Here is a 14,269-nt window from a genome sequence, read left to right as displayed (position 1 = left end):
GACAGGCCGACCACCGAGCAGAAGAATCTCCAGGTCAACCAGGGTTCACCGGTATCCCGACGAGCCGGAAACGGGCAACCCATTCCGCCCATGGGACACCCAGCCGAAGCATCTGTCGTGTCGGGCGACACCGCCCGCCGATCCACCTCTGGAACAGGAAGAGACCCATGCGAGCACGCGCCATTGCGGCCGACCTTCTCACCACGGCCGCACTCACCACCCTGGCCCTCCAGCCCAGCCACGCCTCAACCGTGCCGGAAGCCGCTCCTGCCTCTCGGGCAACCGCGGCAGTCGTCTCCGTCGCGTCCCCTGCCGCGCCCGCGGCCTCGTGGCACTACATCGACGACTACTGGACGTACCGGGGCTGCGTGACAGCTGGCTCCGAGGGTGTCGATCTGGGTCGGTGGTCCAAGTTCAAGTGCGTCGACGCAGGCGCCTTCTGGGACCTCTACGTGTGGTACTGAGCCGCTCGGCGTGCCCGTGCCGGTAAACCCCGGGCATGCCCGTAACGGCGGGCGGCCGTCTCCCCGAGGCCGCCCGCCGACCGCACGATCACCGCCCTGGTCCTGGCCATCACCGCCGTGACCACCGCCGCCGTCCAGGCGGGCGCTACGACATCTACCGCACCGTTCGCTGCGGCCGTCAGCGGCGCGCCAGCCGCCCATCCGGCGCTTGCGGCCGCAGCCGCAACTCTGACGACCGTCACTCCAACCCACGCCCTTTCGCCCTCCCTCCTTTGGCATTGCGCAGACGGCTCAGCTCAGTACCGAAGGTGACGCCGTCCCCCTCAGACTCCGTCACGCGAGTTCTCCGATCCGCCGCCCTGCCAACACCGCTCAGCTTCAACGACGCCCCAGGCCGACGGTGACGCACCGAGAGCAATGGGCCACCGCAGGAGGGAAAGGCCAGGTCAAGGCAGGTTTACAGGTATCCGGACGAGTAAGAAACCAGCAACCGCTTCCGCTGCTGGAGCACAGCGCCGAAACATCTGTCGTGTCGGGCGACACCGCCCGCCGATCCACCTCTGGAACAGGAAGAAGCCCATGCGAGCACGCGCCATTGCGGCCGGCCTTCTCACCACGGCCGCACTCACCACCCTGGCCCTCCAGCCCAGCCACGCCTCAACCGTGCCGGAAGCCGCTCCTGCCTCTCGGACAACCGCGGCAGTCGCCGCCCCGCAATCGGTGAAGTTCGCTTGTTTCGCGCCCGAAGGGCGGTACCGCCATTGCCGAGATGTCCTTGTGCCCGCCGGCCGGAAACTCGTGGTCTACAACCGAACGTCGCAGAACGAGACCATCGGGTTTCTGGTGCACAAGGGCGTGACTGACCTTGCCCTCCGCCACCTTCGTGAGCGGGACGAGGCTGCGGTTTGGAAGAACAACGGTGGCAACACGGTTAAGGTGAGCCTTTCCGTGGCCTCACATGACAATGACGTCCACACCGGGGGGACCATTTCCACTCCGCAGTGACACGTTCGGACACCGGGTCGGCGGGGGAAGATCCACTCTGACACCGACCGACCCGGCCGCCGAAACCAAGAGAAGCTACGAGCCGAGACGCTCGCCCAGGCACTATCCGGCCGTCGTCAAGCCCGAGGATGGGCGACTCACGTCCGGTCGGCGACGGGGCTGCAGCGGCCGGTAGCCGGCTGGGTCGAGCTCAGTGTCGACTTCCACGTTGATCGTGCCGAAGAAGTTCACGTTCCCGCTGTGAGCTGCGGAGATTTGGTCACCGCGCTGGCCCGGTACGGCCCGTACGGCCCGCGTCATCGCCGCCGTACCGGGGCTTATATGGCCTGGTAATGGTACCCGGGCGGCCACCAGCTTCTTCCCGGGACGTCACGCGCATGCTGACAGAAAATGCAAGATCAAGTTACACGGCCCAGATCGACGCCGCCCACCGGATCCCTTCATCACCCAGCTCGTCGCGGCGCGCACATGCAGCATCGGGAATCAACGGACAGCTGCGCTGGAACTGGCCTGCCGCTTCAGGCGTCTCGGGGATCACGGAGAGAGACGCTGTTACCTCAAGTCTGTGACGGAGGCGTTCGGCGCTGCTGCCGCGCTCACCTTCTCGGGCGTCGCCGTACGGACAAGGAAGCGTCGGCAGAGAACGTCTGGAGGCACGATGGCTCAAACCCACCACCGGAGTGGATCGCGAGGTCCACGGCGCGGCATGGGTCAGCTGAAAATCTGGCTTCGGAGCCATTCAGCGGACTGGCAGGCTGCTGCGGCTTCTGCGCTCGCCTTCCCCGCGTTGATCTTTCAGCTCGTGATGGTCCTAGTCGGCTCACCGGTAGGAAGCTTTATTGGTCTAGGACTGCTCAGCATCGCCGCCATCGCCAGCAGCTGGCTGTTCCGCCCCTGGATTGAAGGATTTCCGAGGAAGCAGCAGCGGCGCATCACAGCCGCCCCCCTCGCTTGGTACCTGGGGTTGGTCTCGCTGTTCGCGCTGTGCAGCATGTCGTTGGCCCCTCAAGATCGCGGGGTCGCGGCCATGTTCCTGATACTCGTCTGGATCTCCCACTCCCTCTACGGGTCCGGCTTCGAGCCGTCGAGCTTCGCCTACGAGCGACTCGCGGGCCGCCTCCGTCGCGCCGCACCGGTCCGTGTCGGCGTCATCTGGATCGGCATCATCGGCCTGTACTGCCTACTCCAGTACGTTCGGGAGAAGAACGAATACAAGGCCGTCGTGTTCGGCGTGATGGTCACCATCGGGTTGGCCGGAGTCGCCGCCTCTCTCAAGGTGTTCGCCCGGGTGCGGCGGCTGTGCACCAGTCTCGATCGGCAAGCAGACGAGCTGATCCTGGCCCTGGAGAAGCTGCGCACGCTACCGGACGCTCAACGCCCGGAGCAGCGACTCGCTGTAGAGCAGGCCTGGCGGGAGTTGCGCCGCGTCCTGGCGAACAAGATCGATACCGGTTTCAACGTCTCGGGGGTGTTCGTGCTGCCGCGGGCAACGCTCCGGGAGTTGCAGGCACAAGTGCACCGCGCTATGCGCGCGTCGGGTACAGATTTCGCAGCCCACCGAACCGTCGTCGCACGGCTCCGTGTTCTCCGGATGGCTTGCGTAGGTCGCATAGACACGTTGGCTTGACTCTGCGGGCAGGGCCGGGTCCGTGATGGACGCACTCTACATGAATCTTGACCAAGCAACCGCACGTCGGTTCTCTCGGGTCGTAGGCTAGTGCCATGTCGACCGGATGGACCTCAGCCCCGCTCCCAGCGGGCCCAGTGGTTCTCCCTGGACGTGCGCTCGACGTCAACTCCTTTGAGCTGACCTGGGGGTTGCTCGCCCGCATGTGGTCGCGACAGACCCTCGATTCTCCCGGGCAGAAGCGTGGGCTTCTTCTGCGGCACCTCAGGAACACGCTCGAAGCCCAGTACGTACTAAATGATCTGGGTGCCGTCGAACGACTGATTGCGGGCGAGTTCCAGGTTGACCGGCCGCTGTCAGAGATTCTGTTGGCCCAGGCCGAACGGGACACAGGCCTTCCGTCCATCACCTCCGGCATCGCGTACGGGCTCGGTCAACACACATGCTCAGAGTTGGCGTGTTTGCTGCGCGAGGCTCAGAGGCGGTTCGGGGACTTGCCTTATACGAGCAAGACCTTGGCGAGCCTCGCTTTCCTCGAAGTAGAGGCCCCACGCACGGCGACAGAACGCGCGCAGATTATGGAGGCCCTCGCGGAGGCCAAGGCCAGCGTCCGCCGCGCCTGGGCAGCCAGCCATTCGTTTCTGAACCCGGATGTCGACCGGCAGTACAAGTTCTTGGGCCACGTCCCGCCACATGACACATCGCCATGTGGCGTGCTGCGGCTTGCCGCGTCGATCGTCCCCGGAGCGCCCGGTGCGCACAGGTCCCCCAACCAGGAATCTGTGGCCATCGCCGCGTAGCCCTCGTGCAGGGCCGCGGCCCTGCACGAGGACGAGCGTGAACGTTTTCTACTTTCTGATCGCCTACGCCGCGATCTCGATTCCGCCGGTGGTGAGCTGGTACGGCACCAGGCTCCGACGGGCTGCCCGCCGACTGCGGTGGTGGCTGCGCGGACTGAAGACCCGCGCCGCTGCGGCGCTACGGCACCGGCTTCGCCGTTTCCTCACCGAGGACGACGACGGTCGGCACCCCCCTGGGGCGCCTCGCGCATGATCGAGGCCGCCAACCATCCGGTTGGCGGCCTCTGGTTGATCAGGGCCGCTCAGCCCACGGGCCCTTCGTCGAACGGCACGGGAGCGTGCCCGTGTGCCTCGCGGACCGCCTCGTCGGTTCCGCAGGGCGTACAGATCAGGGCGGCCCGGTCGGTGGTGAGCCGGGAGCGGGCGGGGCGGTCGCCGCGCGGGTCGCCGCAGCGCGGGCGGTGGGCTTTGGGCACTTCACTCCTCGGGGTGTTCGCGGGCCGACTTCAGGATCAGGTTCCAGGTCGGGCGGGAGTACGCCTTCTCGGTCTGCTCCTGGAGCTGGGGGATCAGCTCGGCGTTCGTCGCGCCGGGGTTGGCCGCGAGCGCCTTCCGTGCGAGGGTGAGCCGTTCGTCGCCCTGGTACGGGTAGGCCAGCCCGCGGCGGCCCTTCGGGCGCCCGCCCGCGTGACCGCGGCCCTTGCGGTTGGCGACGTACTCCCACAGCCGCCACCGCTTCCACTTCGGGCGACGTCGACCGCTGGGCAGCAGGTCGTAGTTGTCGGGGTCGGGCCAGCCCTCGGGCGGGTTCTTGACGTAGTGGGAGATGGTGGCGCTGTCGGCGAAGCCGCAGACGCGGGCCGCTTCGGCGGGGCCCACTTCCTCGTCCGGGTCGCCGGTGAGGTTCGGGGCGTTGGTGGTGACGGCGGTGGCGCGCTGTCGCTGGAGTTCCTTGTACCAGACGACCCAGACGGTGCCGTCCCAGTGCATGACGCCGTCGATGATCTCGGCGTCCGGGTGGCCGTTGTTCTCGCGGTCGGTCCAGAGGTTTTGAAGGGTGGACTGGCTCAGGCCGTGGACCTTCTGAAGATCGGCGCGTGAGTAGTACGTGCGGCCGTTGGCGCGGTGCACGGGGTCTCCTGTTCGTGCTGGGGGTGGCTGGCGCCCGGAGGGATCATCATGCTCTGGCCTCCGGGTCGGGTGTGGACGACCACGTTCGGATGCCCTCGGGGCTGATCCTGGTCAGGCTGGCGATTTCGCGCTCGTGGACGGACGCGGCCCAGTCGTCACGGTTCGGGTGGCCGACGGGGAGGTTGAGGACGACGTGCCCGATGCGAGGTGGAACGTCCTCGACGATGACGAAGGCGTCGCCTGGCTTCGCGTGGATGCTGTTACCTGCCCTGAGCTGGGCGATATCTCCGGGGCGGGGACGGTCGGGGTGTCGATCGCTTAGCATGGAGGGGTTCTTTCTGGTGAGAGAACACTGACGGCCAGCGCCTTGTTGCCCTTGTGCGCTGGCCGTCGCTTTTTGTCCTGGGCCGGACGTGACAGCGGTCCGGTGCCGGTAGGGGCGTTGCCCTGCCCTCTCCCGACGAGGAAATTAAACCACCTTTAGTGACGGGGTGGGGATCACACCTGTAGATCACCTTGAGGATTCAGAAGAGGGCCTCCTGGCCGTCGCTGACGAGCGCCCTGTCCTGGCCTGGCCTCGGGACGCGGAGTTCGTACCGGGGACGACGGCCGTGCGGCGGCTGGTGGAGGTCGGTTCGGTAGCGAGCCCAGACCACCAGCGGGGCTCCCGCCTCGATCCACCCGTGGGGGTACCCGGCGGCGATCTGTGCCCACAGGAGCCGGTTCCGGGGCAGGTCCCACGGCTCCGCTCGGTGGGACGTGGTGGGCAGCGAGCGCCAGCCGGGAAAAGCGTGATCGTGGGCGTCTTCGACCGCTGTATTGAACGCCGTGTGCTCCGGACCGGCGGTGACGTTCCCTTCCCAGTCGCACGCGAGGCAGCCGCCGCGGTATTGGTCGTCGTCCAGCCCGTACGTACGGCGGGTGAGGAGTGTGGGGCTGTGGTGGTCGGGCGGGGCGAGGTCGTGGCCGAAGTCGGAGTAGGCGCCGCCGGGGTGGCCGTGGCGGATGTGCCACACCTCGCATGCGTGCACGGCCTGTAGGGCTCGGGTCCGGGCCATGCGTACCCGCCAGTAGTGGGATTGCCGGGCGCGGGCACCACGGGGTTCGCGGGTCGTGTTCACGGCCGGTCCAGGAGGTGGTGGCGAACGACGTCGAGGAGGGGGTCAGCGAGGAAGGCTTGTTCGTCCGGGGCGCCGGTGAAACGGGGGCCGTAGGCGCGGCGGATCGCGCGCCGGGCGGCCTGGTGCCGGTCGTCGCTGCTGTCGAACGTGGTCCGGGCGAGGATGTCGTACCCGTGCTGGGTGAGGAGGTCCGCAACCAGGGCCCGGACCGCGACGGGGTCGAGGGCGGTCAGGTCGTGCTCGGCGGGCGCGGCGATGAGTACGCGGGTGAGTTCGGATGCGCTGAGGCGGGGCTGGAGGGTGATTCCTATCCGGGCGATGCCGTCTCGGCTGGGCTGGGCGGCGCCGCGTCGACTCGGTGTCCGCGGTGATGGTGCCGTGGTGAGGGGTGCCTTCGTCGTGTGCATGGTGATGGCCTTGGGGTCGTGGGCGGTCGACGGCGCCGGGGCGGGGCTGTCCCCCGCCCCGATGGGTCCGGTCAGAAGAGGCAGTCGGCGGGGTCCGCGGCGGCACGGAGGGCGCGGGCGGCTTCCGCGGCGGTACGGCCGGGCGCGGCGGTCCACCGGTCGATCACGTCGCAGTGGAGACGCTCGGCGTCAGCGGCGTCCTCGGCTTCGAGCGGGTGTTCCGCGAGGTACTCGGCGAAGATGCGGAGGGCGCGGGCGCGTCCGCGGCGGATGGCGTCCGTGTCGTAGAAGCGGTCGCTGCTGCGGCGTCCCTCACCGGCGGCGACTTCGATGGCTCCGCGGGGCGAGCACGCGAGGGTGACGGTCCGCCCGGCACCGGCGAAGGGGTAGGCGCCCTGGTGGATGCCGACGTTCTCGATGTGACAGGCGGCCCATTCGAGGATCGCGATGGGGTCGGTGGGGATGACGACGCTTTCGGGGCTGTAGCGGATGCGGGGCATGGTCGGCCTTTCGGATGGCGGAGGGGAGGGGAGCCCGGCTCGGCGGGCTCCCCGAAGGTTGAGCGCGGCTCGGCGGGCGCGGAGCCCGGTGCGAGCGCCCTGGCGCGAGGGCGAGCCGCGTTTCCACGGCTTCGCCCCCGGCTGACGGCGGTGTCAGCGGGCGGCGCTACTCACCGGCGTCGTGGCCGCAGGCGTCAGGGGACGACAGCGCTTGGCGCATCTCGTCGGCGCTCATGCGACCGCTGACCTCGTCGTACGTGAACCGCCACGTCGAGCCGGGGCGCGGCATGTCGGTGGCGCGGATGACCTTCTTCTCGATGCCGAGGTGAAGGTGCGGGGTGGTCAGGCTCTTGGCGTTGACCCGCAGGACCTCCCACCATCGCCCGCCTGCCCGGACGTAGTCCCCGCGGCGGAAGTCCGTCCGCGACCAGACCTTGAAGCCCCTCGCTTCGGCTTCCTTGATCACGCCCTGCCAGTAGACGATCTCCTCGGTCAGCTCCTGGCGCTGGATCTCCAGCTCCTGGCGGACCTCAGGGTCGTCGATGTTCTGGGGGTAGCCGTGGGCGGATTCGCCGCGCTGCCACTTCTCGACCGCGCGGAGTTCGGCCTGGAGCTTGTCGATGCGGCGGAGGGTGCGGGCCGGGTTCTTGCGGAACTGCTCGTACCCGGCGGCGGCCTTCTCCCTGCCCGACCAGTACCCGGCCTTGTCCCGTTCGCCGACGCTAGTCCGCATGGCGTTGTCGATGCGCTCTTGATCACGGCGGGCGCGGCGCTCGGAGTGGTGACCCACCAGGATGGGCTGGCCCATCGGGATACCGTCGGCGATCTCGTGCCCGCGACGCCACGCTGCCTCGGACCTGGCGGCGGCGTTGTCCGCGTACTGGGCGAAGCGCTCCGCGCGGTCCTCTGCCCGCTCGACTCGCTCGGCTTCGGCCTCGGCGAAGGTGCGGCGGTCGGTCTCGTCCACCGTGACGGTGACCTCGAAGCCTTCGGCACGGAGGCGGTCGGCGAGAGCATCCAGCATCGGCTTGGAGGTGCGCTTGTCTCGGCTGTGGGGGAGGTACCAGCACCCGAGGTGGTGGGAGAACCGTGCGGTCTTGGTGTATCCGGATGCGTAGTGCCGGGTCTGGAGGACTTCCGCCGACCCGTCGCCCTTGCTGGTCCCCGTGATCAGTGTGCCTTCGCGGCGGGTGTGGGTGATCTCGATCGTCACTGAACTGCCCTGTCTGGTGAGACATTTCGCTCCGGTTCAAGCCCGGAGCGGTGCTGTGAAGTGCGGCCCGCACCACCGGCGCGGGCCGTGAGGGACGAGCGGCTCGCGGGCCGTCGCGCCCTGCGCGACGGCAGAGGCAGCCGCGCCCCCGCGGGGCGCGTCCGCGGCCCGGTGCCCGTCGATGGCCGGCGGAGCCGCCTGCGGCGGAGTCGGCCAGCGGCGGTGAACGCACCGGGCCAGGTGCTGCCGCCCCCGCAGGGGGTGTCCGCTTCCCCGCCGGGGCACCGATCCGAGGGTGTTGCCCTCCCCCGGATCGGTGGTCGTTTGGTTTACCTGCGGTGGAGCGTGTGGCGGGCGCGCGGGTCCGCGTCGGTCAGTCCGGTCCGCTGGCGCCATGCCTGGCGGACTGCGGCGCGGAGAGCCTCACCGTCGTCGTAGTCGAACTGTCCTCGACGGAGGCTGCGGACGATGCTGCGGAAGATGTCCGGGTGCATCGTGACCAACGTGTCGTCCATCGCAGTGAGTTCGTTGGGGAACATCGCCTGGACGCTGACGCCCGGCTCGGGGGCTCCGATCGTGAAGTACCAGACCAGAACGGTGGTCGCGTCATGCAGGGAGCCGAAAGGGCCCACGACGATGGCGGGGCGGGATTCGAGCTGACTCCCTTGGCGCCAGGGCCCGGCCAGTACGAGCGTGGCGGCGGGGAAGTCCTCGACGGTGGGGGTGTGCTGGACGGTGATCATCGGGCATGTCCTGTTCTGGTGAGTAGTCCCGCCGGGCCGGTTGGCCCGGCGGGGGTGCCGGTCGGGGTGTTGCCCTCCCCCTTCCAGCACGGTTAATTAAACCAAATTACGAGAGGTTGATCAACCACTGGTGACAAGGTTTCGGGTATCGGAGTCGGCGACAGCGGGGCACATGGCCGCCCCGCTCATGACGGCGTCCGCGATGGCGCGGCCGGTCTCGATGACCCGGATCACCGCACCGTGGACAGGGGGCTTCTTGTCGCCGGTGACGATTCCCGCGAGCGGAGGCATGACAGCCTCTCCGGGCGTGATACCGAGCATGAGCGCGGCGACATGGGCGGCGGACGCGACCTCGGCGGCGTGCTGGCCGGGCATCGGGGCGTCGACTTCGGCGATACGGCGCCACGCGTGGCCGTACAGGAGGATGCGCGCGGCGTGATCCGGCACCTGCCGACCGCCGTCGAACCCTTCGGCCGCCTCGGGGTCCTCGCCGTACATCTCGCGGTACTGCGCGGCGAGCGTGTCACGTACGACGTCCACTGGCAGCGTGACGGCGGCGGGCGCCTGGTAGTCGTCACCGTCCGTCTGGGAAAGGTCGAAGACGGGTCCGGCCTTGTATCCGGAGACCTTGCGGGCGCTGGTCTCGGCCGGTGCCTGCTCGGTGCCGCTCGGCGCTTCGGCGGCGTCGGAGGTCTCGACAGGGCGGCGCTTGATCGGGGTCCATATGCGGATCGAGGTGGAGCCCTTGGCGGGGTAGCGCCCGACCTTCCGCCAGTCGCCGGAGCTGAGGATTCGGGTGGCACCGGGGAGCTGCGCCGCGACGGCGACGACGTTGATCGGGCTCCGGTCGGTGAGGGTGGCCCCGGTGCGCAGGACCTCCGCCCAGAACTCCTGGCTGACGACCATGGCCCCGTAGGCGCGATCCATGATCGATTCCAGTTCGGCGCGCATCTGGACGGCATAGGCCCGGCGGTCTTCCTGACTCATCTTCGGCTTGCGTGCCATGACAGCTCTCCTTCTGGCGAGAAAGGCTCAACACCCCGAACGTGGACGCCCAGGGTGTTGGAGGGGGTGTTGCCCGCCCCCTCCAACATGGTTAATTAAACCAAATTCCTGGCGGGTGATCAACCCTTGTCTCAGGTAGCGGCCTCCGCGTGGCACGCCGCCCGGTACGCCTGGGCTATGGCGCTTTCTATCTCCTCGTAGTGCGCGAGCGTTTCAGGGGCCGTGTTCCGCTCCCAGGTTCCGCGCTTCGAGTGGCGCCACTTCAGGGCGGTCACGAGCGTCGCAAGCTGGGACGTGGTGAGCAACCACGGCCCCGAATCGGGCAGTTCGTCGCCGTAGATCATCACGATCGCATTGTTGATGTGCTCCGCGCTCGACCACACACGCTGCGCGGGCTGCAACTCAAGGGCTCTCCGGAGGGTGCTTCGTACGTAGGGGGCCTGGACGGTCCAACGCGGCTTGATGACATAGATGTCCGCACTCATGGAGCGGTCTCCTTCGCTGGGCGGAGGCGCGGGCGCGGGCAAGGGCGCCCGGCCAGGGGGCGGGGTGCGCGCGGCTCGCCGCTGCCCGCACCCCGGTTCCCACGGTCCGGGGCGGCCGGGCGGTCGCACCCGCCCGGCCGGTCCCTCACGCTGCGACCGGCTCGCGCTCGGCGACGCGGCACCGGGTCAGTACGGTCTGCGCGACCTCGCCGTACATGTCGTGCTTCTTGACGGTGCCGGTCACCTCGACTTCGTCACCCTTGTCCGGCACGATGGCCGCGCTGCTGAACCAGACGTACACGTTCCCGCTGGCGTCCGAGAACTTGACCAGACGGCGGCGCTGGGCGTGGTAGCCGTAGTAACGCTCCTCAAGCTCGATCACGGCCGTCACGGTGGCGGTGACGGTGAGTCGCTCACCCTCTTTTCCCTGCGGCTTCGAGTTGCGGGCGGCCCTCTCGGCAGCGGCCTTCTCCTGGTCGCGGTGCCATCCCGCGATGGCGGACACGAGAGTAGGGATGTGACGGGGGCGACCGTCTCCCCCTTCGCGAGCTGCCCCACCTTGTGGCGGTAGTCGTTCACGCTCCCGTATCCCTGGACCGCCCATTCACGGACGGCGGACGCGACGGTGAGCGCGTCGGGCTCGGCGTCGATGGCCGCGCGCCACTCGGCGGGGGCCCTGCGGTCGAAGAAGTATGCCGAGACTCCGTCGGCGGTCGGGCTCGCCTGCTTCCACTCCTCGGACCGGCTGTAGTACCGGCCCTCCTGAGCCACGATCGCGGCGGTGACCCGGAGGACGTCGACCACGGGCACCCGCAGATCGGCGGGGTATCCGCCTTCGCCGCTGTCGTCGTCCCAGTCGGAGTCCTTCAGCTTGCCGAAGCGCCACAGTGCCTCAAGCCCCTTGATCGGCAGACCGGTGTACGGCTCCACGCACGTGGTGCCCAACTGGCGGTAATCGCCGCTGTCGTGGCGAACAAGGTAGGTCGCGGTCCGGTGGCGGGACACCTGGCAGCCGTGGCAGAAGTTCGCAACCACGCGCTGGGCGCTCGCCTCGGCGGCAAGGTGATCGGGGAGCCCGGGGAACAGGCTGAGGAGCGTCTCCCCCTCGTCGTCGTGGTCGAGTCGGGCGACGACGGTCCACCCGCTGTGGCGGGGGATCTCTCCGAAGATCGTCACGGTGACGGTGGGCCGCTGACCGACAACGCGGCCGTCGTGAGGGTCGGTGTAGTCCGCGAGGAACGGGGCGGAGATCTCAAGTCCGTAGGCGGTCAGGCCGTGGACGGCGGCGCGCGTGTTGGTGGACTCGATGAGCTGACGGACGCGACTGGCTGACGTGGCGGGGACGTCGAAGCGCATGGCTGCGCTGTTCATCGTGGGTGCTCCTGCTGGTGAGAGGTGATGACGTCCGGCCGGGCGGGTTGCCCTCCGCGTTCGGCCGGACCGGGCGGGCCGCGGTGCGGCCCGGTGGCTGAAGGAGGTGTTGCCCTCCCCCTTCAGTGAAATTAATTAAACCACATTCAGGCGGCCACGGCAAACATCTCGGCCGGGGAAGCTCAGGGCTGCACGGTCGCGGAGGAACGCGGCGAACAGGGCGGCGGTGTAGCTGTCGGCGGTGCCGTAGGTACGGCGGCACTCCAGGACGCCGATGTGCTTGCCCTGGTAGCGGACGGGGAACCGCTGGCCGGGGGCGGGGATCGCGAGTCCGTACAGACCTCGCGGGGTGTCCACCCGCAGAACGACGGCGGCGGCCTGGTGGTCGTAGGCGGCGGACCAGTGGGCGGGACCGATGCCGAACTCCGCGAGTCCGGCCGCGATGGCGCGGGCCTGCATGATGTCGGCGGTGGTGCCGGGGTCGGGCTCGGCGGGGGCGGGGACGCAACCGCAGCCGTGGTCGTCTACAGAGGGCTCGAACGGCGCTGTACGGATCACGTAGGGCTCCTGGGGGTGGCCGGGGCGGGGCGGTGTTCCGCCCCGGCGTCGGGCGGATGAGGCGCTTAGGCGGCTGCGGCGGTCTGCGCGTCGGCGGCGGCCTGGTCGGCCACGGGCTTGGCGCTGGCCGTGATCGCCGCGCGCTGCTTCTTGTGCGGGTCGTACGGCTCCCCGTCCTTGACCGCGCGCTCGATCGGGGTGAGCTGGTACCCGAGCGCTTCGAGGATCGCGAACCACTGGGCGGTGGGCTGGCGCACCCAGTCGCACCGCTGGCCGTCGGTGCGCCACGCAGCACGGCTCGCGGACTTCTCTCGGACGGCCGCGACGGCGGCGAACTGGAGCTGTGGGGCACGGCGCGGGTCCTTGGCGACGTGCTCGGGGAAGCCCACACGGTCCTTGGCCTTGTCCCCGGTGAGCCCAAGCAAGATCGCCAGGATCTCGGTGGTGGGCTCCTTGTTCAGGTCGTCGCACAGGCCCCACCCGCCCCCGAGCAAAGCCGCGTTGACGTGGCCAACCAGGGCGTTGACAGTCTCCTTGGGGAGGTTGCGACGCTTGACGAGGTCCGCGAGCCACTGCCGACGGCGGGTCTGGGCGGCGTCCCACTCAAGGTTGCCCTTCTTGACGGCGGCACGGGCGGATTTCTCCGCCTCCATCTCGGCGGTCGTCTTGCCGTTGCGGCCCATCGGGCTGCCGGGCTCGGCGTGGCCGTAAAGTGCCGGGGAGGTGCAGTACGGCTTGTACTGGTCGTCGTCGCCCTCCTCCAGAACCCACACCTGGCCGTTGCAGTCCGCGTGCTCCTCGGCGGTGATGCGCTGGCCGTCCGGAGTCCTGAGCCTCCACACCGGGGTGGCCCGTTCGGACAGTTCCGCCATGTCCCGGACTCGCTGCCTGGCCTTCTCCAGTTCGGCGCGGTGAGCCTCGGCCTTCCGTCGCTTCTCCCGCTTGGTCTGCTCGATCCGGATGGCCCAGTCGACGTCCTCGGCGTCCGCGTCCTCGTTTGCGGCGGCCTCCTTGATCGCTTCCAGCGCCTTGGGGTCGTCGGCGAAGTCACCAAGGGCGGCGAGCTGATCGAACGTCCACGCGTAGGCCGTGCCCGCGACGGCTCCGTTCAGGGCCTCGTTGCCCTTGACCTTGACGACGGCCATGACGTCCTTCTGTCGGACACCTGCGGCCTTGGCGATACGCCCGACCTGAGCGCCTGCCTCGGCCGCGCTGAACATCGCGGCGGTCATCTCGGACCGAGTGAGGGACTTCCGGTGCTGGGCAGTCGTGATCATGTCGAGAAACTGCCCGGCCTCGTCGCGCTCGTCGTCCTCCCACTCGAACGGGAGATGGGTAAGCCCGGCGTCCCGGCCTCCGAAGTACCGCCGGTTGCCGTCGTTGACCTGGAGGATTCCCCGGCCAGTCGCTGCACTTTGACCGGGATGCGGCACCCGTCGACGCGGAGCGACTCGACGAACGCGGCGTTGATGTCGAGATCCTCGCGGGCGTTCTTCGGGTGCGGGGTGAGCGCGTCGATGCGGATCACCGGGCGGTGAGTGAACGGAACGGTGTCCAGTCCGGCGGCGACGGCGGCGGCCAGCCGCTGGAACCCGTCGATCACCTGGGGCACGTCGCCGTGGGTGCGCACGACGTAGAGCGGCTCCTGGACGCCGTTGGCCTTGATGTCGGCCAGGAGGTCGGCGGGGGCTTCGATGTCGCGGACGTTGCCGGGGTGTGCGGTCAGGTCGGCGACGGGGAGGGTGTCCCACTCGGTAGGGGCGGCCTGGACCATGGTGTTGCTCATCGCGTTCTTCGTCTTTCTGGTGAGAGGCGCCGCCGGGCCGGCCGGCCCGGCGG

General features: G+C 69.0%; 19 protein-coding genes. 4 read left to right on the top strand and 15 right to left on the bottom strand.

The annotated features are described in order from the left end of the window. Nucleotides 1-167: 167 nt before the first annotated feature. The 4 genes from ACOBQU_RS26560 to ACOBQU_RS26545 all read left to right on the top strand — a co-directional run bounded on the left by ACOBQU_RS26560 (nt 168) and on the right by ACOBQU_RS26545 (nt 3,896). On the top strand, nt 168-464 hold the full coding sequence (locus tag ACOBQU_RS26560; protein WP_423630207.1) for a hypothetical protein: 297 nt from the start codon (nt 168-170) through the stop codon (nt 462-464). A gap of 579 nt (nt 465-1,043) precedes the next feature. Further along, entirely contained in the window at nt 1,044-1,469 is a 426-nt protein-coding gene (locus tag ACOBQU_RS26555; RefSeq protein ID WP_423630205.1) for a hypothetical protein, read from the top strand. A gap of 706 nt (nt 1,470-2,175) precedes the next feature. Next, entirely contained in the window at nt 2,176-3,096 is a 921-nt protein-coding gene (locus ACOBQU_RS26550; protein WP_423630203.1) for a hypothetical protein, read from the top strand. 95 nt (nt 3,097-3,191) lie between these two features. Then, nucleotides 3,192-3,896: a hypothetical protein gene (locus ACOBQU_RS26545; protein WP_423630201.1), complete on the top strand. Its 705-nt coding sequence runs from the start codon at nt 3,192-3,194 to the stop codon at nt 3,894-3,896. A 302-nt stretch (nt 3,897-4,198) separates the two neighbouring features. On the opposite strand, the gene ACOBQU_RS26540 is transcribed toward ACOBQU_RS26545, so the two are convergent. From ACOBQU_RS26540 to ACOBQU_RS26470, 15 genes are all read right to left on the bottom strand, one after another. After that, on the bottom strand, nt 4,199-4,372 hold the full coding sequence (locus tag ACOBQU_RS26540; RefSeq protein WP_423630199.1) for a hypothetical protein: 174 nt from the start codon (nt 4,370-4,372) through the stop codon (nt 4,199-4,201). A gap of 1 nt (nt 4,373) precedes the next feature. Then, a complete protein-coding gene (locus ACOBQU_RS26535) occupies nt 4,374-5,027 on the bottom strand; it encodes a hypothetical protein (RefSeq protein WP_423630197.1) in 654 nt (217 codons plus the stop codon). A 46-nt stretch (nt 5,028-5,073) separates the two neighbouring features. Beyond that, nucleotides 5,074-5,352: a DUF6211 family protein gene (locus ACOBQU_RS26530; RefSeq protein ID WP_423630195.1), complete on the bottom strand. Its 279-nt coding sequence runs from the start codon at nt 5,350-5,352 to the stop codon at nt 5,074-5,076. Nucleotides 5,353-5,551: 199 nt separating this feature from the next. Further along, entirely contained in the window at nt 5,552-6,148 is a 597-nt protein-coding gene (locus ACOBQU_RS26525; RefSeq protein ID WP_423630193.1) for a DUF6349 family protein, read from the bottom strand. Next, nucleotides 6,145-6,555 (bottom strand): DUF6181 family protein, encoded by a 411-nt coding sequence (locus ACOBQU_RS26520; protein WP_423630191.1) that lies wholly within the window; start codon nt 6,553-6,555, stop codon nt 6,145-6,147. The genes ACOBQU_RS26525 and ACOBQU_RS26520 overlap by 4 nt, the downstream gene beginning before the upstream one ends. A gap of 71 nt (nt 6,556-6,626) precedes the next feature. After that, complete coding sequence (locus ACOBQU_RS26515) at nt 6,627-7,055, bottom strand: DUF6197 family protein (RefSeq protein ID WP_423630189.1); 429 nt, start codon at nt 7,053-7,055, stop codon at nt 6,627-6,629. Between the two features lie 166 nt (nt 7,056-7,221). Next, nucleotides 7,222-8,268, bottom strand: a complete 1,047-nt coding sequence (locus ACOBQU_RS26510) for a DUF3560 domain-containing protein (RefSeq protein WP_423630187.1) — start codon at nt 8,266-8,268, stop codon at nt 7,222-7,224. Between the two features lie 329 nt (nt 8,269-8,597). Beyond that, nucleotides 8,598-9,011 (bottom strand): DUF6409 family protein, encoded by a 414-nt coding sequence (locus ACOBQU_RS26505; protein WP_423630185.1) that lies wholly within the window; start codon nt 9,009-9,011, stop codon nt 8,598-8,600. A gap of 120 nt (nt 9,012-9,131) precedes the next feature. Then, on the bottom strand, nt 9,132-10,016 hold the full coding sequence (locus ACOBQU_RS26500) for a hypothetical protein (protein ID WP_423630183.1): 885 nt from the start codon (nt 10,014-10,016) through the stop codon (nt 9,132-9,134). 131 nt (nt 10,017-10,147) lie between these two features. Further along, on the bottom strand, nt 10,148-10,501 hold the full coding sequence (locus ACOBQU_RS26495) for a hypothetical protein (protein ID WP_423630181.1): 354 nt from the start codon (nt 10,499-10,501) through the stop codon (nt 10,148-10,150). 145 nt (nt 10,502-10,646) lie between these two features. Beyond that, nucleotides 10,647-10,883, bottom strand: coding sequence for a hypothetical protein (locus ACOBQU_RS26490; protein ID WP_423630179.1), 237 nt, complete (start codon nt 10,881-10,883; stop codon nt 10,647-10,649). 5 nt (nt 10,884-10,888) lie between these two features. Continuing rightward, nucleotides 10,889-11,872 (bottom strand): hypothetical protein, encoded by a 984-nt coding sequence (locus tag ACOBQU_RS26485; protein WP_423630177.1) that lies wholly within the window; start codon nt 11,870-11,872, stop codon nt 10,889-10,891. Nucleotides 11,873-12,007: 135 nt separating this feature from the next. Continuing rightward, entirely contained in the window at nt 12,008-12,430 is a 423-nt protein-coding gene (locus ACOBQU_RS26480; RefSeq protein WP_423630175.1) for a hypothetical protein, read from the bottom strand. Nucleotides 12,431-12,495: 65 nt separating this feature from the next. Further along, nucleotides 12,496-13,707: a hypothetical protein gene (locus tag ACOBQU_RS26475; RefSeq protein WP_423630173.1), complete on the bottom strand. Its 1,212-nt coding sequence runs from the start codon at nt 13,705-13,707 to the stop codon at nt 12,496-12,498. After that, nucleotides 13,704-14,216 (bottom strand): ParB/RepB/Spo0J family partition protein, encoded by a 513-nt coding sequence (locus ACOBQU_RS26470; RefSeq protein WP_423630171.1) that lies wholly within the window; start codon nt 14,214-14,216, stop codon nt 13,704-13,706. Before ACOBQU_RS26470 ends, ACOBQU_RS26475 begins: the two co-directional genes overlap by 4 nt. Between the last annotated feature and the right edge of the window lie 53 nt (nt 14,217-14,269).

The sequence above is a fragment of the Streptomyces sp. G45 genome, from assembly GCF_049542095.1.
Classification (GTDB): Bacteria; Actinomycetota; Actinomycetes; order Streptomycetales; family Streptomycetaceae; genus Streptomyces.
The sequence above is the reverse complement of the archived record's forward strand: the minus strand, read 5'-3'. Positions and strand labels throughout refer to the sequence as shown.